Genomic DNA, 22,727 nt, shown 5'->3' on the forward strand with positions numbered 1-22,727 from the left:
TTCAGGAGAAATCCAATGTCTCGTATCGGTAAGAAGCCTGTTCCGGTTCCCGCTGGCGTCACCGCCAACGTCGCCGGCCAGCTCGTCAAGATCAAGGGCTCGAAGGGGGAACTCTCCTTCGAGGTGCCCGATGACGTCTCGGTCGCCATGGACAACGGCGCCATCGCCGTCCAGCCGCGCTCCCAGACCAAGCGGGCTCGCTCGCTCTGGGGCACGTCACGCGCTCGCGTCGCCAATCTGGTGCTGGGCGTCACCACGGGCTTCGAGAAGAAGCTCGAGATCAACGGCGTCGGCTACAAGGCCGCCGTCAATGGCAAGGTGCTCAAGCTGTCGCTCGGCTACAGCCACGACATCGATTATCCGATCCCGGAAGGTGTCGCGATCGTCACGCCGAAGCCGACCGAAATCGTGATCACCGGCATCGATAAGCAGGTGGTCGGCCAGACCGCCGCCGAGATCCGCGATTATCGCGGCCCCGAGCCCTATAAGGGCAAGGGCGTCAAGTACGCCGGCGAATTCATCTTCCGCAAGGAAGGGAAGAAGAAGTAAGCGCCATGAGCAGCAAGCAGACAGAAAACACTGCGCGCCGTCGGGCTCGCGTCCGTCGCGCCATCAAGGCGGTCGCCAATGGCCGCGCTCGCCTGTCGGTGCACCGCACCGGCAAGCAGATTTATGCCCAGGTCATCGACGACGCGAAGGGGGTCACCCTCGCTTCGGCTTCGTCGCTGGACAAGGACATCCGCGCCGACATCAAGTCGGGCGCGAATGTCGAGGCCGCGACCGCGATCGGCAAGCTGATCGCCGAGCGCGCCGTCAAGGCGGGCGTGAAGGACGTGGTCTTCGATCGCGGCTCCTACATGTATCACGGCCGCGTCAAGGCGCTGGCCGAGGCGGCCCGCGAGGGCGGCCTGAACTTCTGACGCGCATTCCGTTCGGCCGGACACGGCCGGACGAAAGCTGAAGAACTGAGCGTGCTCCTGTCGAGATGTGGAATCCACTCTCGCAGGGCACGCTTCAACGTCGTTCCATCCGGAACGCTCGAGCGAGCGGCGAACGCCTTGGAGCGTCGTCCGCGCAAGTAAGAGGACTGAAATGGCGAGAGAACCTCGTGACCGCGATCGCGAAGAGCGCGATTCGGAATTCGTGGACAAGCTGGTCCACATCAACCGCGTCGCCAAGGTGGTGAAGGGTGGGCGTCGCTTCGGCTTCGCCGCGCTCGTCGTCGTCGGCGACCAGAAGGGCCGCGTCGGCTTCGGCCATGGCAAGGCCCGCGAAGTGCCGGAAGCGATCCGCAAGGCGACTGAAGCCGCCAAGCGTGGTCTCGTCCGCATTCCGCTGCGCGAAGGCCGCACGCTCCATCACGATGTCCAGGGCCGTCACGGCGCCGGCAAGGTCGTGCTGCGCGCTGCCCCGGCCGGTACCGGCATCATCGCCGGCGGTCCGATGCGCGCCGTCTTCGAGGCGGTCGGCATGCAGGACGTGGTGTCGAAGTCACTCGGCTCCTCGAACCCCTACAACCTCGTCCGCGCGACTTTCGACGCGCTGAAGAACGAGGACAGCCCGCGCGGCGTCGCCGCGCGTCGGTCCCTGAAGGTTTCGGCCCTGCAGACGCGTCGTCGCGATGCTGGCACCGATGCCGCGGCCGAAGTCTGAGGGTGGGATCATGGCAAAAGCTGAAACCACCGTCGTCGTCGAGCAGATCGGTAGCCCGATCCGCCGCGAGGCTTCGCAGCGCCAGACCCTGATCGGTCTCGGCCTGAACAAGATCCGCCGGCGCTCGACCCTGGTCGACACGCCCTCCGTGCGTGGCATGATCGACAAGGTCAGGCACCTCGTCCGCGTCATTGACGCGAAGTGAGGGGAATCGTTCGATGAAACTCACAGACATTCGTGACAACGATGGCGCGCACAAGTCGCGCATCCGTGTCGGCCGCGGTATCGGCTCCGGCAAGGGCAAGACCGGCGGGCGCGGCGTCAAGGGCCAGAAGGCTCGTTCCGGCGTGGCGGTCAAGGGCTTTGAAGGCGGCCAGATGCCGCTCTATCGCCGCCTGCCCAAGCGTGGCTTCCACAACCTGTTCTCCAAGGATCTGAACGAGGTCAATCTCGGCCGGATCCAGCAGGCGGTCGAAGCCGGCAAGCTCGACGCCAAGGGCGCGGTCACGATCGAGGCGCTCGTCGCCGCCGGCGTGATCACCCGTCAGGCGACCGACGGCGTCAAGATCCTGGGCGTCGGCGAACTCAAGGCGAAGCTCGCCTTCGAGGTGGCCGGTGCGTCGAAGTCGGCGGTTGCCGCTATCGAGAAGGCCGGCGGTTCGGTGAAGATCCTGGCGCCTGCGAAGATCCTGGCGCCTGCCGCTTCACAGGCGTGAGCCAAGCTCTTACATGAGCGTTTGCGAACGGCGGCCGGGCCCGAAGCCCAGGCCGCCGTTTGACTGTTTATGATACCATCCAAGGACCGGACGCATGGCATCGGCGGCTGAACAGCTTGCTTCAAACCTGAATTTCGGCGCGTTCGCCAAGGCGGATGAGCTGAAGAAACGCATCTGGTTCACGCTCGGCGCGCTGATCATCTACCGGCTCGGCACCTATATCCCGCTGCCCGGCATGAATCCCGACGCCGTCTCGGACCTGTTCAAGCAGTCGCAGTCCGGCGTGCTTGGCCTGTTCAACATGTTTTCCGGCGGCGCGGTCGGCCGGCTTGCGATCTTCGCGCTTGCGATCATGCCGTACATCTCGGCCTCGATCATCGTGCAGCTGCTCTCCAGCGTGATCCCGACCTTCGAGGCGCTGAAGAAGGAAGGCGAGCAGGGCCGCAAGGTCCTGAACCAGTACACCCGCTACCTGACGCTGGTTCTCGCGGTCTTCCAGGCTTATGGCATCGGCGTCGGCCTGCAGGGCTCGGGCAATCTCGTGCTGGAGCCGGGCCCGTTCTTCCTGCTCTCGACCACGATCACGCTGGTCGGCGGCACGATGTTCCTGCTCTGGCTCGGCGAGCAGATCACCAGCCGCGGCATCGGCAACGGCACCTCGATGATCATCTTCTCGGGCATCATCGCCGAATTCCCGTCGCAGCTCGCCCAGACCCTCGAACTCGGCCGTCAGGGCGCGATCTCGACCGGCCTACTGCTGTTGATCCTGGTGATGGCGATCTGCGTCATCGCCTTCTGCGTCTTCATGGAGCGCGCCCAGCGCCGGCTCCTGATCAACTATCCCAAGCGCCAGGTCGGCAACCGCATGTATGAGGGCCAGACCTCGTTCCTGCCGCTGAAGCTCAACACGGCCGGCGTGATTCCGCCGATCTTCGCCTCCTCGCTGCTGCTGCTGCCGACCACGATCGCGAGCTTCTCGCAGGCTTCGGGCGGCACGGGCTTTCTGTCGGTGATCGCGACCTATCTGGCCCATGGCCGGCCGCTGTTCATGTTCCTCTATGCGGCGCTGATCATCTTCTTCTGCTTCTTCTACACCGCGATCGTGTTCAATCCGGTGGAGACAGCCGACAATCTCAAGAAGCATGGCGGCTTCATGCCCGGCATCCGCCCGGGCGAGCGCACCGCCGAGCATATCGACCGCGTGCTGACTCGCATCACGGTGCTCGGAGCCGGCTATTTGACTATCGTCTGCCTTATCCCCGAGATCATGATCACCTATGCCCAGATACCGATCATTCTCCTGGGCGGCACGTCGCTGCTGATCGTGGTGACGACGACGATGGATACCGTGGCGCAGGTTCACGGACATTTGCTGGCCCATCAGTATGAAGGGCTGGTCAAGAAGGCCAAGCTGCGAGGGGCGAAGCGCTGATGCGATTGATTTTCTTGGGGCCGCCGGGGGCGGGTAAGGGCACTCAAGCGGCGCGTATCGTCGAAGCGCACGGCATTCCTCAGCTTTCCACGGGCGACATGCTGCGTGCGGCGGTCACTGCGGGCACGCCGATCGGCATCAAGGCGAAGTCGGTGATGGATTCCGGCGCGCTGGTTTCGGACGATATCGTCATCGGCATCGTCGCCGAGCGAATCGAGCATGCGGATGCCAAGAAGGGATTCATCCTCGATGGCTTCCCGCGCACCCTGGCGCAGGCCGAGGCGCTCGACGCGATGCTGGCGTCCAAAGGGCTCAAGCTCGACAAGGTGCTGGAGCTCAAGGTCGACCAGACCAAGCTCGTCGACCGCATCGTCAAGCGCGCCGAGGAGGCGAGGGCGGCCGGGCAGCCGGTGCGCAAGGACGACGATCCGGAGGTCTTCAAGACCAGGCTCGAGGCCTATAATCGCGATACCGCGGTGGTTGCGCCCTATTACGCCAAGCGCGGGCAACTGACCGATATCGACGGCATGCAACCGATCGACGCCGTGACAGCGGCGATCGAGAAGGCGTTGGCCTGATACCGATTTTTGCTTTGGCACGATTCTTGGTCGCGGCGGGTTGACTCGTTGCGCCCAAGCGACTAACGACCCCACTTCCGGTTTCATGCAGCGATGCCGACACCTTCGCAAGAGGGGACGGCGTCGCGTTTATGCATGTGACCGTTTCAACGCCTCGCAGAGGCCGGCCTCCACCGGCGCGGGGTTATTTTTCACCGCCGGCGCGCCATCGGGCGTCTCGGCCGACATGGAGAAGAGACCATGGCTCGTATCGCGGGCGTTAACATTCCTACTGGCAAGCGCGTCGTCATCGGCTTGCAGTACATCCACGGCATCGGCGCCCAGAAGGCCAAGGAGATCTGCTCCAAGGTCGGCATCGCCGACGAGCGCCGGGTCAACCAGCTGACCGATGCCGAAGTCCTGCAGATCCGCGAGACGATCGACCGCGACTACCTCGTCGAGGGCGATCTGCGCCGTGAAGTCTCGATGAACATCAAGCGCCTGATGGATCTCGGCTGCTATCGCGGCCTGCGCCATCGCCGCTCGTTGCCGGTTCGCGGCCAGCGCCACACACCAACGCCCGTACCCGCAAGGGCAAGGCGAAGCCGATCGCCGGCAAGAAGAAGTGATTTCGGGGCAGTAGGCTTTGGGCAGTAGGCAGTCGTGATCGATTGCCGACTGCCGATTGCCTACTGCCTTTCTACTCCCCAGCGCCTGGCATGACGGGCGCGCTCGAAGGATGAAAGACCTATGGCCAAGGAAGCCCAACGCGTTCGTCGCCGCGAACGTAAGAACATCGTCTCCGGCGTCGCCCATGTGAACGCCTCGTTCAACAACACCATGATCACCATCACCGACGCGCAGGGCAACACGATCTCGTGGTCGTCCGCCGGCACGATGGGCTTCAAGGGCTCGCGCAAGTCGACCCCCTATGCCGCCCAGGTTGCCGCTGAGGACGCCGCCCGCAAGGCAGCCGAGCACGGCATGCGTACGCTGGAAGTCGAAGTCACCGGTCCGGGTTCGGGTCGTGAATCGGCGCTGCGCGCCCTGCAGGCCGCGGGCTTCACCGTGACCTCGATCCGCGACGTGACGCCGATCCCGCATAACGGTTGCCGTCCGCGCAAGCGCCGTCGCGTCTGACGTCTGACCCAAAGCATGATGCCGAAAAACGGGGACCGGTTTTCGGCATCATGTTCTAGCTTTCGGTTCTCTGGCGCCCGCACCGGCGGGCGCCTGTCCGGGGCGGCCCGCCGCCGCCATTGAATTCAAGCACCAGGAGTGCGGTCGTGATCAGCAAGAACTGGCAGGATCTGTCAAAGCCCAACAAGCTCGAAATCAAGGTCGGCGACGACCCGAAGCGTCACGCCACCGTGATCGCCCGCCCGCTGGAGCGCGGCTTCGGCATGACGCTCGGCAATGCGCTGCGTCGCGTGCTGCTGTCCTCGCTCCAGGGCGCGGCCGTCACCGCCGTCCAGATCGACGGCGTGCTGCATGAATTCTCCTCGATCCCCGGCGTGCGCGAGGACGTCACCGACATCGTCCTCAACATCAAGGCGATCGCGGTCAAGATGCAGGGCGAAGGCCCCAAGCGCATGACCCTGCGCAAGACGGGCCCTGGCACCGTCACCGCCGGCGACATCAACACCATCGGCGACGTTTCGATCCTGAACCCCGACCTCGTGCTCTGCACGCTGGACGAGGGCTCCGAGATCCGCATGGAGTTCACCGTCAACACCGGCAAGGGCTATGTCCCCTCCGAGCAGAACCGTCCGGAAGACGCGCCGATCGGCCTGATCCCGGTCGACAGCCTGTATTCGCCGGTCAAGAAGGTCTCCTATCGCGTCGAGAACACCCGCGAGGGCCAGAACCTCGACCGCGACATGCTGACCCTGCAGATCGAGACCAACGGCTCGGTCACCCCTGAGGACGCGCTGGCGCTGGCCGCCCGCATCCTGCAGGACCAGCTCGCCGTCTTCATCACCTTCGAGGAGCCGCGCAAGGAAGAGGCCGTCTCGACCGCGCCGCAGCTGCCCTTCAACCCGGCGCTGCTCAAGAAGGTCGACGAGCTCGAACTGTCCGTGCGTTCGGCGAACTGCCTGAAGAACGACAACATCGTCTATATCGGCGACCTGATCCAGAAGTCGGAGGGCGAGATGCTGCGCACCCCGAACTTCGGCCGCAAGTCGCTGAACGAGATCAAGGAAGTGCTCGCCACCATGGGCCTCCATCTCGGCATGGACGTCACCGGCTGGCCGCCGGAGAACATCGAAGAGCTCGCGAAGCGCTTCGAGGAGCATTACTGAGATTTGGGCAGTCGGCAGTAGGCAATAGGCAGCCGGTCTCCGGCGCCTTTTCCGACTGCCGACTGCCCATTGCCTACTGCCTAAAAACAACCAGACGCTCCGTACCGTGGCACGGCGGGGCGTAATCAACGAAGGAGCCAAACAATGCGTCACGGTTTTCGCGGTCGTCGTTTCAACCGCTCGGTCGAGCATCGCAAGGCGATGTTCGCCAACATGTCCCAGGCCCTGATCAAGCACGAGCAGATCACCACCACGCTGCCGAAGGCCAAGGATCTGCGTCCGGTCGTCGAAAAGCTGATCACGCTCGCCAAGCGCGGCGATCTGCATGCCCGCCGTCAGGCGATCGCGCAGATCAAGGACGTCGCTCTGGTCGGCAAGCTCTTCGCGGTGCTGGGCCCGCGCTACAAGGAGCGCAATGGCGGCTATCTGCGCATCATGAAGGCGGGCTTCCGCTTCGGCGACAACGCTCCGCTCGCCGTGATCGAGTTCGTCGATCGCGATGTCGACGCCAAGGGCAAGGATTCCGGCCCGGTCTTCACGGCGGAAGACGAGGCGGCCTGAGCCGTCTCTCTATCGCAGGCAATTTCGAAAGGGCGGTCTTCGGGCCGCCTTTTTTCGTTTCCATAGGCTGCGTCCGATCCCGTAGCGCGGCGCAATGAGAAGGACAGCGAGGCCATGGCACGAAGCGAGAAAGACAAGATGCTGGCGGGCGAGCTCTACGACGCCGGTGACGCCGAGCTGCAGGCAGCGCTTGCTGCCACCCGGGACTGGTTGGTGCGCTACAATGCGGCGCTCGCGACACCGACGCGAGAGCGCCGTATGCTGCTGGCGGAGCGTTTGGCTGCCGTGGGCGAGGGCAGCACCATCCGCCCGCCTTTTCATTGCGATTATGGCTTCAACATCAGCGTGGGCGCAGGCGTCTTCCTGAACTTCAACTGCGTGATTCTCGATGTCGTCGCTGTGACGATCGGTGACCGGACGCAGATCGGGCCCGGCGTCCAGATCCTGACCGCCGATCATCCGCGCGATCCCGCCCAGCGGGAGGCGGGGCTGGAGTTCGGGCGCCCCGTCACGATCGGCCGCAATGTTTGGATCGGAGGCGGCGCGCTGATCCTGCCCGGCATCACGATCGGCGACGACGCGATCATCGGCGCGGGCAGTGTGGTCACACGCGACGTTGCGGCCGGCGCGACCGTGGTGGGCAATCCGGCGCGGCCACTGCGTTGAGAGGCTGGCTCGCTAAGGACTTGGTGGGGGAACGGCAAACGCGTTTCGTTCCATTGAGGGGTGCGCTAGCCTGCACGAAGGCCTGCCTTACGAGGCTGTATGCTGGGAGTGAAACATGCTGAAGTCGATCGCCTCCATCTCTGCCCTGGCTGCCGTGCTGTCGGTGTCGGCGCCGGCCTTGGCTCAGGACACCTACCCTTCCAAGGCGATCACCATGATCGTGCCCTTCGCGGCGGGCGGCTCGTCGGACGTCATCGCGCGCCTTGTCGGTGACGAGATGGGCCGTGCGCTCGGGCAGCGCATCGTGATGGAGAACATGGGCGGGGCAGGCGGGGCGACCGCCCTGGCGCGTGCCTCCCGCGCCGAGCCGGATGGCTATACGATCGTGATCGGCAATAGCGGCACCAATGCCGCCTCCTATACGATCTATCCCGACCTCAAATACACCAATGCGGATTTCGCACCGATCGGCCTCGTCGCCAAGACCTCGCCGATGATCGCGCTGAAGCTCGATTTCCCGGCCAAGGACCTGATGGAGTTCGTCGCCTATGCCAAGCAGAACCCGGGCAAGGTCAGCCTCGGCCATGCCGGCGTCGGCTCGTCGAATTATCTGATCTGCCGCAATTTCGTGAAGGCGGCTGGTGTCGATGTGGCACTGGTCAGCTATCGCGGCGCGGGGCCGGCGCTGAACGACCTGATGGGCGGGCAGATCGACGGTGTCTGCGATGCGGCGACATCGTTGTACGGCGCGGTCGAAAGCAAGAAGGTGAAGGCCCTGGCGGTGGCGACGCCGGGACGGCTTGCAAGCCTGCCCGATGTTCCGACCTCGAAGGAGGCCGGCCTGCCGGCCTTCGAGGCGCAGGGCTGGAACGCGCTGTTTGCCCCGAAGAACACGCCGCAGCCGATCATCGCCAAGCTGAATGAGGCTTTGAAAACAGCGCTTTCGAGCCAGACGCTGCAAGCTCGATTCAAGGAGCTCTCCTCGGTTCCGCCCACGGCTGATGAGGTGACGCCTGCCTTCGTCGCAGGCTTCGTGCCCGGCGAGATCGAGCGCTACCGGTTGCTGTTGCAGGACAAGTAGCGGGTTCGCTAGCCTGCGCCCTCAGACGCGCTGGGCTGCAAGCTCCGTGGTGATCCAGGCCAGGAAGGCCTGAGCGGCGCGGGACATTGCTCGCTCCGAGGCCGGCACCACGGCAAGGCCGTCCTCGAATGGCAGGAAGCCGCAGGGCGCAACCAGCCTCGCGGTTGCGAGGTCGTCGCGCACCATGCGCTGCTCGACCAGGGCAACGCCGAGCCCGGCCAATGCGGCTTCGATACACAGATGGGTGTGGGGAAAGCGCAGCTCTGCCTCATGCGCCACAGTGAGACCACTCTCCTGCTCCCAGTCCGTCCAGGCCCGGGTGGTGAAGTCGTGTGCGATCCGCGTGGCGTAGGTCAGGCGGCTGCCATCGCGGGCGACGGGGTATCCCGGCGCGCAGACCGGGCCGAAGGCGATGCTGCCGATGCGGATCGCCCGCGCCTGGTCGCGAGCGGGATAGGAGAGGCGATCCCAGGCCAGGACGAGGTCAGCGCCTTGATGGCGGATGTCCCGAGCCGAGGTCATCGACAGACGCACCCGCACCTCCGGATGCAGGCGATAGAAGCCGGCCAGATGCGGCACCAGCCAACGCATCGCGAAGGTCGCGCTGCAGGCGACATGCAGGCTTGGTCCGTGTGCTTCGTGGAGGACACGCAGCCAGCCCTGTTCCAGGTCATCGAGCGCGCCTGCGACCACCTCCTGCAACGCCGCGCCATGCTGGTTGAGGGCAAGCCCCGTGCCCGCCTTGTCGAACAACGGCAAGCCGGCCTGTTCCTGGAGCGACCGCAGTTGCCGGCTCACTGCGCCATGCGTGCGGCCGAGTTCCTCCGCTGCGCGCGTCACCGATCCCAGGCGGGCCGTGGCCTCGAAGGCGCGGAGGGCTGACAGGGGCGGGAGGCGGCGGAGCAATGGCAATCCGTGAGTTTGGCTCACAAATAAGGGAGAACTACTGCATATCCGCACTGTCATCGAGACGCTAGATCATGCGGGAGAGCGGCACTTCCTTTGCCGCTTGGCGCAACGGGCGTGAGACGGTTCCGGGGGAACTCCGGATCCCTCCGTGCTCATGCCTCACAAATGGCTGCTACTCGGCCGGCCTCTGCCGGTTGGTGTGTGAGTGAGGAGGTTTCATGATCGAAAGACAACAGGACGGTAGCGCCGGGGATGCCAATTATGGCGTCATCGGCATGGGCTATGCCGGCTACCGTCAGCCTGAACCCGCCATCGCCGCTCTGCTCGAGCGGGCGCTCGGCACGGCGCGCAGCGTGCTCAATGTCGGGGCAGGGGCGGGCTCCTACGAGCCGCGCGACCGCGAGGTCACCGCGGTCGAGCCTTCGGCCTCGATGCGGGCGCAGCGGCCGCCGGAGCTCACTGCGGCGATCGACGCCGTGGCGGAAAGGCTGCCTTTTCCTGATCGGCATTTCGATGCGGCGATGGCGACCTTCACGGTGCATCAATGGGCGGATCTGGAGGCTGGCTTGCGCGAGATGCGGCGGGTGACGCGCGGGCCGGTCGTGATTTTGTCCTGCGCCCCCGAATTGGTGCAGCGCTTCTGGCTGAACGACTATGCGCCGCTCGTCCTGGCGGCGGAGGCGCGTCGCTATCCGCCTTTGGACCGGATCGCCCTTGCGCTCGGCGGCGGCAGCGTTCACCCCGTAGCGATCCCTTTGATGTGCCGGGACGGTTTCGGCGAGGCCTATTACGGGCGGCCGGAGCGCCTGCTCGAGGATGGCGCGCGCCTGGCGAATTCGGCCTGGAGTTTCGTCGATGCCGCCACCATAGCGCATTATGTCGCGCATCTCGCGCGCGATCTCGGCGACGGCGCGTGGGACAGGCGTCGCGGCCATCTGCGGCGGCAAGAGAGCTATGACGGCTCGCTGCGGATGATCGTCTCGACGCCCTAGCCCGAGCCGAGGCTGCATGGGCGCTGGAAAAACCCGTCGGTGCGGCCTATGTCTCGGCCTGATCGTCAAGGAGAATCCGCATGCCCGCTCGCCGCAGCCTGACCGCCGTCGCCATCGTGACCGCGCTGGCCTGGCCGCAATTCGCTTTGGCGCAGGCCCAGCCGAAACAGGCCCCCGAGACCCGCCAGCAGATCACGCTCTCCTTTGCGCCGATCGTGCGCCAGAGCGTGGCGAGCGTCGTCAACGTCTATGGCGCGCGCGTCGAGAAGCAGCCGCGCAACCCCTTCATGGACGATCCGTTCTTCCGCCGCTTCTTCGGCGATCGCGGTTTTGGCGTGCCGCAGGAGCGCGTGCAGCGCTCGCTCGGCTCCGGCGTCGTGGTCGATGCCTCGGGCCTCGTCGTCACCAACAACCACGTCATCGAGGGCATGAGCGAGGTCAAGGTCGCCTTTGCCGACAAGCGCGAGGTCGAGGCGACGATCCTGCTGCGCGATCCGCGCACCGATCTCGCCGTGCTGAAGCTCAAGGGCGTCAAGGATCTCGCCGCGATCGAGCTCGCCGATTCCGACAAGGTCGAGATCGGCGATATCGTGCTGGCGATCGGCAACCCCTTCGGCGTCGGCCAGACGGTGACTCAAGGCATCATCTCGGCGCTGGCGCGCACGCAGATCGGCGTCGGCGACGCGCAGTCGTTCATCCAGACAGACGCGGCGATCAATCCCGGCAATTCCGGTGGCGCATTGGTCGACATGCAGGGCCGCGTCGTCGGCATCAACACCGCGATCTTCTCGCGCTCGGGCGGCAGCATCGGCATCGGTTTCGCCATCCCCTCCGCCATGGTGCGTGTCGTGGTCGAGAGCGCGCGAGCCGGCGCGACGACGGTGCGCAGGCCCTGGTTCGGAGCCCGCCTCCAGGCCTTGACGGCCGATGTCGCCGACGGGCTTGGTCTTGACCGGCCGGCAGGTTCCGTCGTCGCCAGCGTGGTCGAGAAGGGGCCGGCCGCTGAAGCCGGCCTGCGCCGCTCCGACGTGATCCTGGCGGTCGACGGGGTCGGGGTCGATGATCCCGAGGCCTTCGGCTATCGCTTCGCCACCCGCCCGCTCAACGGCACGACCGGACTGACCGTGCTGCGCGGCGGCAAGCGATTGACGCTCCCGGTCAAGCTGATCCCGGCGCCGGAAACCCGCCCGCGCGACGCCGTCGTGCTGGCGGGGCGCTCGCCCTTGACGGGGCTCACCGTGATGAACCTGTCGCCGGCCGTCTCCGAGGAGCTTTCGATCGACGCCGCGACAGAGGGCGTCGCCGTCAGCGAGATCGAGGAGGGCAGCGTGGCGGCGCGCGTCGGCTTCCAGAAGGGCGACATCATCCAGGCACTCAACGGCGAGCGCATGGCGACGTCGCGGGATATCGAGAACGCCACCAAGGAGCGCAAGCGCGCCTGGGAAGTGACGATCTCGCGCGGCGGCCAGACCGTGACCTCGGTCTTCCCGGGGTGAGCGATCTCTTCGCCGCCTCCGGGCTGGATAAGTCGGGACCGCGCCCGCTCGCCGACCGCCTGCGCCCGACGACGCTGGCGGAGGTCGCAGGGCAGGAGCATCTGACCGGTCATGACGGGGCGCTGACGCGGCTCGTCGCCTCCGGCTCGCTCGGCAGCCTGATCTTCTGGGGCCCGCCCGGCACCGGCAAGACCACCGTCGCGCGCCTGCTCGCCGGGCAGGTCGATCTCGGCTTCGAGCAGATCAGCGCGATCTTCTCCGGCATCGCCGATCTGAAGAAGGTGTTCGAGCTGGCGCGCGGACGCCGGTTCGGCGGCAAGGGCACCTTGCTCTTCGTCGACGAGATCCATCGCTTCAACCGCGCCCAGCTCGATGCTTTCCTGCCCGTGATGGAGGACGGCACGATCACGCTGGTCGGAGCGACCACAGAGAACCCCTCCTTCGCGCTCAACGCCGCGCTTTTGTCGCGCGCCAGGGTTCTGACCTTCAAGTCGCTGGACGAGGGCTCGCTGCTCTTCCTGCTCGGCCGGGCCGAGCTTCTGGAAAATCGGTCCTTGCCGCTGACGCCGGAGGCGCGCCTGGCGCTTGCCCGCTTCGCCGATGGCGACGGGCGCGCGGTGCTGACGCTGGCCGAGGAGCTGTGGCGCGCCGCCAAGCCCGACGAGATCTTCGACGAGGCGGGGCTGGCCGAAGTCATCCAGCGCCGCGCGCCGATCTATGACAAGGCGCAGGACGGTCACTACAATCTGATCTCGGCCCTGCACAAGACGATCCGGGGCTCCGATCCCGACGCGGCATTGTACTATTTCGCCCGCATGCTCGATGCAGGCGAGGATCCGCGCTTCCTGGCGCGGCGGCTGGTCAGGATGGCGGTCGAGGATATCGGCATGGCCGATCCGCAGGCGCTGCTGCATGCGCGTGCCGCCGCGCAGACCTATGAGCAGCTTGGCTCGCCCGAGGGCGAACTCGCGCTCGCCAATACGGTGATCTATCTCGCGACCGCGCCGAAATCGAACGCCGCCTACAAGGCCTATGGCGCGGCTGTGCGGGCAGCCAAGCAGGGCGGCTCGCTGATGCCGCCCAAGACGATCCTCAACGCGCCGACCAAGCTGATGAAGGAAGAAGGCTACGGCGCGGATTATTCCTACGACCACGACGCGCCCGACGCCTTCTCCGGCCAGAACTACTGGCCCGACGCGCTTGGCCGGCAGCGCTTCTACGATCCGCCCGAGCGCGGCTTCGAGCGCGAGATCCGCAAGCGGCTGGAGTATTGGGAGAAGCTGCGGCGGGAGCGGGGGAGTAGGGTGTCATCCCGTGCGCGCTGCGGCACGAAAGTGCTGCTGCGCAGACACGGGACCGCGCGACAAGAGAGCTCCTGTCCTCCCAGTGCGGCCGGCTGCCTTGCCCTGATTGCGATCCCGCATCTGCGCAGCAGCACTGCGTGCCGCAGCGCGTGCGGGATGACACCGCTGCGATTTCGTTTGTGCGCTGCCGCCTCGCGCTCTATGCGAAACGGATGATCTCCACCTTCCTCGTCTTTCTCGGCGCCGGCATCGGCGGCGTGCTGCGGCACGGCGTCAATCTCGCTTCGCTCAAATGGGTCGGCCCCGGCTTTCCCTATGGCACGCTCGCAATCAACATCGTCGGCTCCGGCCTGATGGGCCTGGTCGCGGGCTGGTTCGCCTTCAAGGCTGGCGAGGGCACGCCGCAGGATCTGCGGCTGTTCCTGACCACCGGCATCCTGGGCGGCTTCACCACCTTTTCCGCCTTCTCGCTCGACGCGATCCTGCTCTGGGAGCGGGGCGAAGCGACGCTGGCTGCGGCCTATGTCCTTGGCTCTGTCGTGGTGTCGCTTGCGGCTCTGGTCGGCGGTCTTGCGATCATGCGGGGACTGACATGAGAACCGGAAACAAGGGGCCCGGCGGCCCCAAGAATGGCGGCCCCAAGGGCAGCGGACCGAAGCGCGGCGGCAGGCCACCGGCCTCGGGCGCGCCCAGGGGGCCAGCAGCAAAGGGCAAGCGCCCGAGCCATGATGCGCGCCGCTCGGCGCGGGCTTCGGCCAGGCCTCGGCCGGAGCAGGAGGAGGGCGTCGTGCGCACCGAGCCGACGCGCAACCCGGCTCCTCATCATCCTGTGCCGCGCGCGGCCGGCCCGCGCAAGCCTGCGGCGCCACGCAAAGCGCCGGTGACGGATGCGCCGACGCGCGCCGAGGTCAAGGCCGAGACGGCGCAGGTGCTCGCCACCGGCGTGCAGCAGCTCGTGGTGACGGCGGACGAGAACGAGATGCGGATCGACCGCTTTCTGGAAAACCGGTTTCCGCAGCTCTCCTTCAGCCATATCCAGCGCATCGTTCGGAAGGGCGAATTGCGCGTCAACGGCAAGCGCGCCGACAGCAAGGACCGGCTCGAAGAGGGCCAGACCGTGCGCATCCCGCCGCTCAAGCTCGAGCCGCAGGAGCAGCGGCCGCGCTCGCTCAAGGCCGATGACGACACGCTCGGCTTCCTGCGCTCGATCACGCTTTACGAGGATGACGACGTCATCGTGCTGAACAAGCCGGCTGGGCTCGCCGTGCAAGGCGGCTCGGGCACCACGCGCCATGTCGACCAGATGCTCGACGCGATGATGGGCAAGGACGGCCAGAAGCCGCGCCTGGTGCACCGGCTCGACAAGGACACCGCCGGCTGCCTCGTCATCGCCAAATCGCGCTTTGCCGCGGCGACTTTGGCCAAGACCTTCCGGTCGCGTTCGGCACGCAAAGTCTATTGGGCGCTGGTCGCCGGCGTGCCGCGCGTACGCCAGGGCCGGATCTCGACCTATCTCGCCCGCGAGGAGGCTTATGACGGCGATCAGCGCATGGCGGTCGCCAAGCATGGCGACGACGGCGCGATGCATGCCGTGACCTATTACGCCGTGGTCGAGACCGCGGCGCAGAAGCTCGGCTGGCTCTCGCTGAAACCGGTGACGGGCCGCACCCACCAATTGCGCGCCCATGCCGCCCATATCGGCCACCCGATCGTCGGCGACCCGAAATACTTCAACATCAAGAACTGGGAACTGCCCGGCGGCATCCAGAACAAGCTGCATCTGCTGGCGCGGCGCATCGTGCTGCCGCATCCGCGCGGCAAGGGCACGATCGATGTCAGCGCGCCGCTACCACCGCATATGCGCCAGTCCTGGAACCTGCTCGGCTTCGAGGATGAGCGCTACGATCCGATCGTCGACGCGCCCGACGAGTAGGGGGCAGGCCATGTTTCGTTCGAGGCGCTGACGGAGCGTAAGAGAACAGTTGCAGAACAAACGGGGTTGTGTTCTAGTTCTGTTCCCATCACTCTTACGCAGGTGCTCCGATGATGCGTTTCGCCGTTCTCTTCACTGGCCTGTCTCTGTCCCTTTGCGTCGCGGCTCCGGCCGGTGCGCAGACACCCGCGCCGCGCCAGGCGGCTTCGGCCGCGTCCACCCCTGATGATCCCGTGCCGCGCGAAGCCCGCGCCAAGGCGCGCCGGGAATGCCTTGCCGACAATGTCGCGCTCTCGGGCGATGATTTGCGCGCGGCGATGCGCGACTGCCTCCAGGCCAAATTTCCCGGCGTGCAGCTTTATGCTCGCGACGGGGTGACGCGCGACGGCAAACCGACCGCGGCTTCAGCCCGCGCCGCCTGCAAGGAGGAGGTCGACGGCCGCAAGCTCGAAGGCTCAACCCGCACGGCCGCGCTCGTCGCCTGCTTCAATGACAAACGTCCCGATCTCGCCCAGCGTGCGGCCTGCCGCAAGGATGCGCGCGGGAAGGGGCTCGACGGCGATGATCTGCGCAAGGCGGTCGACAGCTGCGCCCGCGAGGCCAAGTCCGGCGCGCCGCAGACCCCGGCTGCGACGCGATCCTGAAGCGGCGGCGTTGCCCGCTCACAACACGGCATGACGCCGGCTGAAACTGGTTGGCAGTCTTAGGCGTCATGCTCTTAGAGGTTGTTATGAGCCATGGGGTCGATTTGACGCTGGCGATTTTGCGCGAATGCCAGGAGTTCGAGGACGCAAGCCTTCCGGCTTGCTACGAAGAACGACGCCGCAGTCGCGCAAAAGCGCCGCGCCCTGCGGGTGAGGTGAAAACGGCGGAGCTGCAGCGTCGCATCGCTTGCCGATACCGAGGGTATCGCCTGCGCAATGCTCCTCCCATCTCCGCCGTTTTGACCTCATCAAATCCTTCCCATGGTCCATAACAACCTCTAAACCCGCGCCATGGATCTCGTTATTTTCGACCTCGACGGCACGCTGATCGATTCCGAGAAGATCATTCTGGAATCGCAGTTTGAAACCTTCGCACGCTGCGGTTTCACGCATCCGGGCCGGGAGGCCGGGTTGGGCGTGATCGGGCTGACGCTCGATATTGCGCTGATGCGCCTTGCCGGCCTGACTGAGCCCGATGATGCGCTGACCGCGACCTATCGGGAGGTGTTCGGACGGATGCGGCGTGAGGCCGAAAGCGGCGATCCGGCGCTGGACGAGCCGCTCTTTCCCGGTGTCGCCGCGATGCTGGTGGATCTGGCGGCGAGGCCCGGCCTCAAACTCGGCATCGCCACCGGCAAGTCGCGGCGCGGCGCCGACTACATCGTCGCCCGGCATGGCTGGGAAGGGCTCTTCGCCACGATCCAGACGGCCGATGACGCGCCTTCCAAGCCGCATCCCGGCATGATCCTGCGGGCGTTGACCGAGACGGGCGCGCGCGCCGAACGCAGCGCCATGGTGGGCGATTCGTCTTTCGACATGGAAATGGCCCTGGCGGCCGGCGTCGCACCGGTCGCGGTGTCCTGGGGGTTCCAGCCGGTGGCGGGCCTCATGGCGCTGGGGGTGCGTCACAGCCTCACCCATGCCGGCGAGCTACCTGGCCTGCTTGATGCCTTGGTGAACGAGTCGGCCTGAGCCACGCGCCGCTCTTGCCTGCCGTTGCGTTGACGCTACGGTAGCCTTCGGGGGCGAGCATGGTCGAATCTGTGTTTCGTGGGGCGGCTTGTGCCGCGATGTTCGCGCTGACGTTCGGGCTCGGCGGCTGCGGTACGATTGAGCTCATCCAGGATCCCGCTGTCGCGCGCATTCGCGTCGGCATCGACGATGCCAAGGCGCTGCCCGCCAAGAAGGTCGCGCCTTATGTCGTCGGCTATGCGCTGCTCTCGCTCGCAGCTTATGACGATGCGCTCTATGGCGTTGGGGACAGGCCGGCGGGCAAGACCAGCCCGCGGACGGTGACGGCGCTCGAATCCGAGGATGGCGACTTCCAGCGTCGCGCCCAGCCCTGGGTCGAGCCCTGGGTTCTGGCGGGGAAGCTGATCAACCAGTGCGACGATCATGCCGGAGCCCGGCGCGATTTCGGCTATGGCGGTCGCAAGGGCTCCTGCCTCGAAAGCGATTCACCGCGAGGACGCATCCTCGACGGGCTCGGCCTGCAGATCTGGACGCATGGCCGCCCGGATTCGTCCTTCTGTCGTGCCGTGGTGCTGGCCTTTCGCGGCACGGACCGCAAGCAGAGGGATGACTGGTATTCGAATTTCCGCTGGGTGACACGTGGCCTGCAGCTCTACGACCAGTATGAGCAGGTGCAGGATCATATTGGCCCGATCATCGAGCGGCTGAAGCGCTTTCCCTGTTATCGCCCCGGCCGCACCGAGATCCTCGCCGTCGGCCATTCGCTCGGTGGCGGGCTGGCGCAGCAGGCTGCCTATCGCGACGGCCGTGTCCGGCGCGTCTTTGCCTTCGATCCCAGTTTCGTCACCGGTTATTACGATCTCGATCCGAAGGAGCGGGACAACAACGCCAAGGGCCTGAAGATCGAGCGCGTCTACGAGCATGGCGAAATTCTGGCCTATCCGCGCCTGCTGCTGCGCAACATCTATCCGCCTTCGGCCTGTGATCCTCAGATCAGGCATATCCGCTTCAATCTGATCGAGGGCGGCTCGATCGTCGCGCAGCATTCGCTCCAGACGCTGACCGACCGTCTCCTGACCCTGGCCGAGGGCAAGGCGGGACGCCCCGACGATGACAGCTTCCTGCCGGTCTCGCCGCTTGCACGCGGTCATAGCGGCAACTGCCTGCCGGCCGACGCGATTGCTCGTGCCGGGTCGTGAGCCGGCGCTGATCGTAACGTCTGCGCAACCACGTCGGATTAGCTCTGTTTAACCTGAATAATCGTTCAGATTTGGGCGTTAACCACCTGCTGGGGGGTGGGGATCCATGGTGTTCCTGCAACAGGAACATACCGGCGCAAAACAAAGCCGGACGAGGATTGAACAATGATTGGTCATGAGCTTCGTGAATTCGTCGATCGCGTGATGGATCATCACGCGATCGACGATGAAGACGTCAAGATGCTTCAGCGCGAGATCTTGATCGATGTCGTGATGACACGCGATATCATCGATGTGCTGGTCGCGCTCGATCGGGCGGTGCCTGAGGCCTGCGCGGCTTTCGCCGATTACCTGGTCACGCTGACCGTCGACTACGCCGTCTGGGAAAGCCGCCCGACGGGGATCATCGACCGTGACAAGGCGCATTGGCTGGTGACGACGCTTAGCGCCGGCGACGGTCCGAGCGCTACGGCCCAGCGCATCGCTTTCGAGATCGTGCGCGAGGCACAACGCTGCGACGAGGCGCTGATCGGCTTTGCGCTGCGCAAGGGCTCGGAGAAGCTTCGCGGCCTCGGCGCCGAGCGCGTGCTGCTGGCGAGCTGAGCCGATCTGCGCACAACCGCTTGCCAGCGGCTGAACTTTTGCATCAATGGACGCCGGCTGCGGCGTTCACTAAACCCCGGCGGCCACTGATTTGGTGAGACGGCCGGGAGACGCCATCGATGTTCACGAAGATCCTGATCGCGAACCGTGGCGAGATCGCCTGCCGTGTCATCAAGACGGCGCGCCGCATGGGCATCAAGACGGTCGCGGTCTATTCCGATGCCGACCGCGACGCGCTCCATGTCGAGATGGCCGACGAGGCCGTGCATATCGGCCCGCCCGCAGCCGCCCAATCCTATCTGCTGATCGACAAGATCGTCGCCGCCTGCAAGGCGACCGGCGCGCAGGCCGTCCATCCCGGCTACGGTTTCCTCTCCGAGCGCGAGGCCTTTGCCCAGGCGCTGAAGGATAACGGCATCGTCTTCATCGGCCCCAATCCCGGCGCCATCGCCGCGATGGGCGACAAGATCGAATCGAAGAAGGCGGCGGCCGCCGCCAAGGTCTCGACCGTTCCGGGCCATCTCGGCATCATCGAGGATCCCGCGCACGCGGTGATCATCGCTGACGAGATCGGCTATCCCGTCATGATCAAGGCCTCGGCCGGCGGCGGCGGCAAGGGCATGCGCATCGCCTATTCAGCCGGCGAGGTGGCGGAGGGCTTCGCCCGCGCCAAGTCAGAGGCCGCGTCCTCCTTCGGCGACGACCGCGTCTTCGTCGAGAAATTCATCGTCGATCCCCGCCATATCGAAATCCAGGTGCTTGGCGATAAGCACGGCAACGTCATCTATCTCGGCGAGCGCGAATGCTCGATCCAGCGCCGCAACCAGAAGGTCGTCGAGGAGGCGCCGTCGCCGCTGCTCGACGAGGCGACGCGCCGCAAGATGGGCGAGCAGGCGGTCGCGCTGGCCAAGGCGGTGAACTACGACAGCGCCGGCACGGTCGAGTTCGTCGCCGGCCAGGACAAATCCTTCTACTTCCTCGAGATGAATACGCGCCTCCAGGTCGAGCATCCCGTCACCGAGATGATTACCGGCGTCGATCTCGTCGAGGAGATGATCCGCGTCGCCTTCGGCGAAAAGCTGCGCCTGACTCAAGACCAGGTGAAGCTGAACGGCTGGGCGGTGGAATCCAGGGTCTATGCCGAGGATCCGACCCGCAACTTCCTGCCTTCGACCGGCCGGCTCGTGACCTATCGCCCGCCGGCGGAAGGGCGGGATGGCGATGCCACGGTGCGCAACGACACCGGCGTCTTCGAGGGCGGCGAGATCTCGATCTATTACGACCCGATGATCGCCAAGCTCGTCACCCATGCGCCGACGCGGCTGGCCGCGATCGAGGCGCAAGGCCGCGCGCTCGACGCCTTTGCCATCGAGGGCATCCGCCACAACATCCCCTTCGTCTCGGCCTTGATGCACCACCCGCGCTGGATCGCAGGCAATCTCTCGACCGGCTTCATTGCCGAGGAGTTCCCGGAAGGCTTCGCGCTACCGCAGCCCAAGGGCGAGGTTGCGTCGCGGATGGCGGCGATCGCGATCGCCTGCGACCATCGCCTGAACCAGCGCAAGCGCAATGTCTCGGCGCAGATGGAAGGCTGGCGCAAGGTCTCCTTCGACCGCACGCGCATCGTCCAGCTCGGGGCGGAACGCTTCGAGGGTCAGATCTTGGAGGGCCAGATCTTGGAGGGTGAGGTCTCGGAGCAGGCCGGCGCGGTCGTCATCGCCTTCGGCGAGCGCAGCATCACGGTCGTCAGCGATTGGCGGCCCGGCGAGCCGGTCTGGCGCGGCACGCTCGACGGGGTGAGCGTGGCGGCCCAGGTGAGGGCGATCCTCAACGGCGTCGCGCTCGGCCATGCCGGCGCCTATGCGAACGCCCATGTCTACACGGTGCGCGAGGCAGAGCTCGCGGCCTTGATGCCGGGGAAGGTCGCGGCCGACACCGGCAAGTTCCTGCTCTGCCCGATGCCGGGGCTGGTCAAGGCGGTCTCCGTCACCGTCGGCCAGGAGGTCAAGGCGGGCGAGGCGCTCTGCATGGTCGAAGCCATGAAGATGGAGAACGTGCTGCGCGCCGAGAAGGACGTCACCATCGCCAAGATCCTGGCGAAGGAGGGTGATTCACTCGCGGTCGATGCCGTCATCATGGAATTCGCCTGAGGACAGGGGCAGGCTTTCGCCTCTTCCTTGCCAATTGCGGCCGCGGGCCCGAGAGTTGCCGCTAAGGCTAGATAGGACGAATAGATATGCTGACGATCTGGGGGCGCATCAGCTCCATCAATGTGCAGAAGGTGGTCTGGGCTGCAGGCGAGGTTGGTCAAACCTTCGAGCGCATCGACCTTGGCGGCACATTCGGCGGTACGCGCGAGCCGACCTTTCTCGCCAAGAACCCCAACGCTCAGATTCCCGTTCTGGAAGACGGCGATGTCTGCATCTGGGAATCCAACAGCATCGTGCGTTATCTGGCAGCGCGCTATGGCGCCGGCTGGATCTGGGAGGAGGATGCGGCGCTGCGCACGGAGGCCGACCGCTGGATGGATTGGATGATCTCCGAATTGCAGCCCTCGATGACGCCGGCCTTCTGGGGGCTGGTGCGGAAAATGCCAGGGCATACCGACCCAGAGGTGATCGCGGCTTCCATCGCCAAGACCGAGGCCAAGATGGATATCCTGGAGGCGCATCTGGCGACGCGGAGCTTTCTCGCGGGCGAGCGTTTCGGCATGGCCGACATCACGGTCGGCTGCGGCGCGCATCGCTGGCTGAACATGCCGGTCGAGCGCCCAGTGCGGCCGCATATGCAGCGCTGGTACGAGACCCTCTTCGCGCGCCCGGCCGCCAAGCCGGCCTTGCCGTTGCCGATTTCGTGAGATGACGCCCAGAGCCGGATGATTTCAGATGGAATCACGGAGTGATCTCATCTGAAATCATCCGGCTCTCATCAAGGAGTTAGAGCAGGATCAATGCGAAAACCGGTTCCCGCTTTTTCGCATCCTGCTCCAGCTCCTTGTTTTATCGCGTTTTCTCCGCGCAAACGCTTCGCGTTTGTCGCGAGGGAACCGGTGTCCACTTCGCTCGAAAACGCTCCCGTGGCCTTGATCTGGCCGTCTCGGCGCGGATGATGAACCGATGATCCCGCTGAACGTGCTCCCGGTCTTTCTGTTGATGGTCAGCGCCACGCCGCTGTGGGCGCAGGCACCCGCGCCGCCGCCGGGCAGCGCGGTGCTCGCGAGCGACCGGGCGCAATTGGCGACCTGCCTGCGCGAGGGCCGCATCGCCGCGCCATCCTGCATCGGCATGATCGCGGTCGCTTGCGTGCGTGCGGTCGGCGTCGATCAGCGCGCGGCCGAGGCTGGTTGCGCACGCCGGGAGGAGGCGGTCTGGCGCGAGCGGCTGCTGCTGGCGCTGCGCTTGAAGGGGCGCTCGCTCGACGCAGGCCAGCGCAACCGGGTTGTCGCCCTGCAGGTCGCCTGGGAGAGTTTCGTCGCGCAGAAATGCGCCTTTTACGGAACGACGCAGCGGGAAGGCTGGCAGCTCGGCCGGCAAGCGGGCTGCGAACTGCGCGAGGTCGCCAACCGCGCGATCGAGCTCGAATGGTCGCTGCCGCAGGCCCAGCCGCGACAGCCGCAAGAGCCGCCGCGCATCATCCGCTGAGGCGG

24 protein-coding genes and 2 pseudogenes are annotated in these 22,727 nt (G+C 65.8%); 25 read left to right on the forward strand and 1 reads right to left on the reverse strand.

Going from position 1 to position 22,727, the window contains the following annotated elements; translation table 11 throughout:
- Positions 1-15 precede the first annotated feature (15 nt).
- The 13 genes and pseudogenes from rplF (at position 16) to RMR04_RS11200 (ending at position 8,969) form a co-directional block, all read left to right on the forward strand.
- Positions 16-549: a 50S ribosomal protein L6 gene (rplF, locus tag RMR04_RS11140; protein WP_311914699.1), complete on the forward strand. Its 534-nt coding sequence runs from the start codon at positions 16-18 to the stop codon at positions 547-549.
- Positions 550-554: 5 nt separating this feature from the next.
- A complete protein-coding gene (gene rplR, locus RMR04_RS11145; RefSeq protein WP_311914700.1) occupies positions 555-920 on the forward strand; it encodes a 50S ribosomal protein L18 in 366 nt (121 codons plus the stop codon).
- Between the two features lie 172 nt (positions 921-1,092).
- The gene (rpsE, locus tag RMR04_RS11150; RefSeq protein ID WP_069692139.1) at positions 1,093-1,653 is read left to right on the forward strand and encodes a 30S ribosomal protein S5; all 561 of its coding nucleotides are present in this window, start codon (positions 1,093-1,095) and stop codon (positions 1,651-1,653) included.
- Between the two features lie 10 nt (positions 1,654-1,663).
- The gene (rpmD, locus tag RMR04_RS11155; RefSeq protein WP_311914701.1) at positions 1,664-1,858 is read left to right on the forward strand and encodes a 50S ribosomal protein L30; all 195 of its coding nucleotides are present in this window, start codon (positions 1,664-1,666) and stop codon (positions 1,856-1,858) included.
- A gap of 13 nt (positions 1,859-1,871) precedes the next feature.
- Positions 1,872-2,369, forward strand: coding sequence for a 50S ribosomal protein L15 (rplO, locus tag RMR04_RS11160; RefSeq protein ID WP_311914702.1), 498 nt, complete (start codon positions 1,872-1,874; stop codon positions 2,367-2,369).
- A 94-nt stretch (positions 2,370-2,463) separates the two neighbouring features.
- Positions 2,464-3,801, forward strand: coding sequence for a preprotein translocase subunit SecY (secY, locus tag RMR04_RS11165; RefSeq protein ID WP_311914703.1), 1,338 nt, complete (start codon positions 2,464-2,466; stop codon positions 3,799-3,801).
- Positions 3,801-4,379, forward strand: coding sequence for an adenylate kinase (locus tag RMR04_RS11170; RefSeq protein WP_311914704.1), 579 nt, complete (start codon positions 3,801-3,803; stop codon positions 4,377-4,379). Before secY ends, RMR04_RS11170 begins: the two co-directional genes overlap by 1 nt.
- Positions 4,380-4,619: 240 nt before the next feature.
- A pseudogene (rpsM, locus tag RMR04_RS11175) lies at positions 4,620-4,987 on the forward strand (30S ribosomal protein S13).
- Positions 4,988-5,108: 121 nt separating this feature from the next.
- A complete protein-coding gene (rpsK, locus tag RMR04_RS11180; RefSeq protein WP_043237079.1) occupies positions 5,109-5,498 on the forward strand; it encodes a 30S ribosomal protein S11 in 390 nt (129 codons plus the stop codon).
- A 146-nt stretch (positions 5,499-5,644) separates the two neighbouring features.
- On the forward strand, positions 5,645-6,661 hold the full coding sequence (locus RMR04_RS11185; RefSeq protein ID WP_311914705.1) for a DNA-directed RNA polymerase subunit alpha: 1,017 nt from the start codon (positions 5,645-5,647) through the stop codon (positions 6,659-6,661).
- 144 nt (positions 6,662-6,805) lie between these two features.
- Positions 6,806-7,222: a 50S ribosomal protein L17 gene (gene rplQ, locus RMR04_RS11190; RefSeq protein ID WP_056714466.1), complete on the forward strand. Its 417-nt coding sequence runs from the start codon at positions 6,806-6,808 to the stop codon at positions 7,220-7,222.
- Between the two features lie 114 nt (positions 7,223-7,336).
- A complete protein-coding gene (locus RMR04_RS11195) occupies positions 7,337-7,888 on the forward strand; it encodes a sugar O-acetyltransferase (protein ID WP_311914706.1) in 552 nt (183 codons plus the stop codon).
- A 115-nt stretch (positions 7,889-8,003) separates the two neighbouring features.
- A complete protein-coding gene (locus tag RMR04_RS11200) occupies positions 8,004-8,969 on the forward strand; it encodes a tripartite tricarboxylate transporter substrate-binding protein (RefSeq protein ID WP_311914707.1) in 966 nt (321 codons plus the stop codon).
- Positions 8,970-8,990: 21 nt separating this feature from the next.
- On the opposite strand, the gene RMR04_RS11205 is transcribed toward RMR04_RS11200, so the two are convergent.
- A complete protein-coding gene (locus tag RMR04_RS11205) occupies positions 8,991-9,809 on the reverse strand; it encodes a LysR substrate-binding domain-containing protein (RefSeq protein WP_311914708.1) in 819 nt (272 codons plus the stop codon).
- A 287-nt stretch (positions 9,810-10,096) separates the two neighbouring features.
- Between RMR04_RS11205 and RMR04_RS11210 the strand changes: the two genes are divergently transcribed.
- From RMR04_RS11210 to RMR04_RS11265, 12 genes and pseudogenes are all read left to right on the forward strand, one after another.
- Positions 10,097-10,870, forward strand: coding sequence for a class I SAM-dependent methyltransferase (locus tag RMR04_RS11210; protein WP_311914709.1), 774 nt, complete (start codon positions 10,097-10,099; stop codon positions 10,868-10,870).
- A gap of 80 nt (positions 10,871-10,950) precedes the next feature.
- Positions 10,951-12,366, forward strand: a complete 1,416-nt coding sequence (locus RMR04_RS11215) for a Do family serine endopeptidase (RefSeq protein ID WP_311914710.1) — start codon at positions 10,951-10,953, stop codon at positions 12,364-12,366.
- Positions 12,363-13,664, forward strand: a pseudogene (locus RMR04_RS11220) (replication-associated recombination protein A); the annotation flags it as partial. The gene RMR04_RS11215 and the pseudogene RMR04_RS11220, both read left to right, overlap by 4 nt.
- Before the next feature lie 218 nt (positions 13,665-13,882).
- Entirely contained in the window at positions 13,883-14,266 is a 384-nt protein-coding gene (crcB, locus tag RMR04_RS11225) for a fluoride efflux transporter CrcB (protein ID WP_311914711.1), read from the forward strand.
- Complete coding sequence (locus tag RMR04_RS11230) at positions 14,263-15,603, forward strand: RluA family pseudouridine synthase (RefSeq protein ID WP_311914712.1); 1,341 nt, start codon at positions 14,263-14,265, stop codon at positions 15,601-15,603. Before crcB ends, RMR04_RS11230 begins: the two co-directional genes overlap by 4 nt.
- A gap of 113 nt (positions 15,604-15,716) precedes the next feature.
- Positions 15,717-16,247 carry a hypothetical protein gene (locus RMR04_RS11235; RefSeq protein ID WP_311914713.1) on the forward strand — a complete coding sequence of 177 codons (531 nt, stop codon included), beginning with the start codon at positions 15,717-15,719 and terminating at the stop codon, positions 16,245-16,247.
- A 351-nt stretch (positions 16,248-16,598) separates the two neighbouring features.
- The gene (locus RMR04_RS11240) at positions 16,599-17,279 is read left to right on the forward strand and encodes an HAD-IA family hydrolase (RefSeq protein WP_311914714.1); all 681 of its coding nucleotides are present in this window, start codon (positions 16,599-16,601) and stop codon (positions 17,277-17,279) included.
- Between the two features lie 59 nt (positions 17,280-17,338).
- Positions 17,339-18,478 (forward strand): Tle-like phospholipase domain-containing protein, encoded by a 1,140-nt coding sequence (locus RMR04_RS11245; RefSeq protein WP_311914715.1) that lies wholly within the window; start codon positions 17,339-17,341, stop codon positions 18,476-18,478.
- Positions 18,479-18,643: 165 nt separating this feature from the next.
- Complete coding sequence (locus tag RMR04_RS11250; protein WP_311914716.1) at positions 18,644-19,081, forward strand: hypothetical protein; 438 nt, start codon at positions 18,644-18,646, stop codon at positions 19,079-19,081.
- A gap of 119 nt (positions 19,082-19,200) precedes the next feature.
- Positions 19,201-21,231, forward strand: coding sequence for an acetyl-CoA carboxylase biotin carboxylase subunit (locus RMR04_RS11255; RefSeq protein WP_311914717.1), 2,031 nt, complete (start codon positions 19,201-19,203; stop codon positions 21,229-21,231).
- A gap of 86 nt (positions 21,232-21,317) precedes the next feature.
- Entirely contained in the window at positions 21,318-21,938 is a 621-nt protein-coding gene (locus tag RMR04_RS11260; protein WP_311914718.1) for a glutathione S-transferase family protein, read from the forward strand.
- 259 nt (positions 21,939-22,197) lie between these two features.
- The gene (locus tag RMR04_RS11265; protein ID WP_311914719.1) at positions 22,198-22,722 is read left to right on the forward strand and encodes a hypothetical protein; all 525 of its coding nucleotides are present in this window, start codon (positions 22,198-22,200) and stop codon (positions 22,720-22,722) included.
- Positions 22,723-22,727 lie beyond the last annotated feature (5 nt).

The organism is Bosea sp. 685, from assembly GCF_031884435.1.
Taxonomy (GTDB): domain Bacteria; phylum Pseudomonadota; class Alphaproteobacteria; order Rhizobiales; family Beijerinckiaceae; genus Allobosea.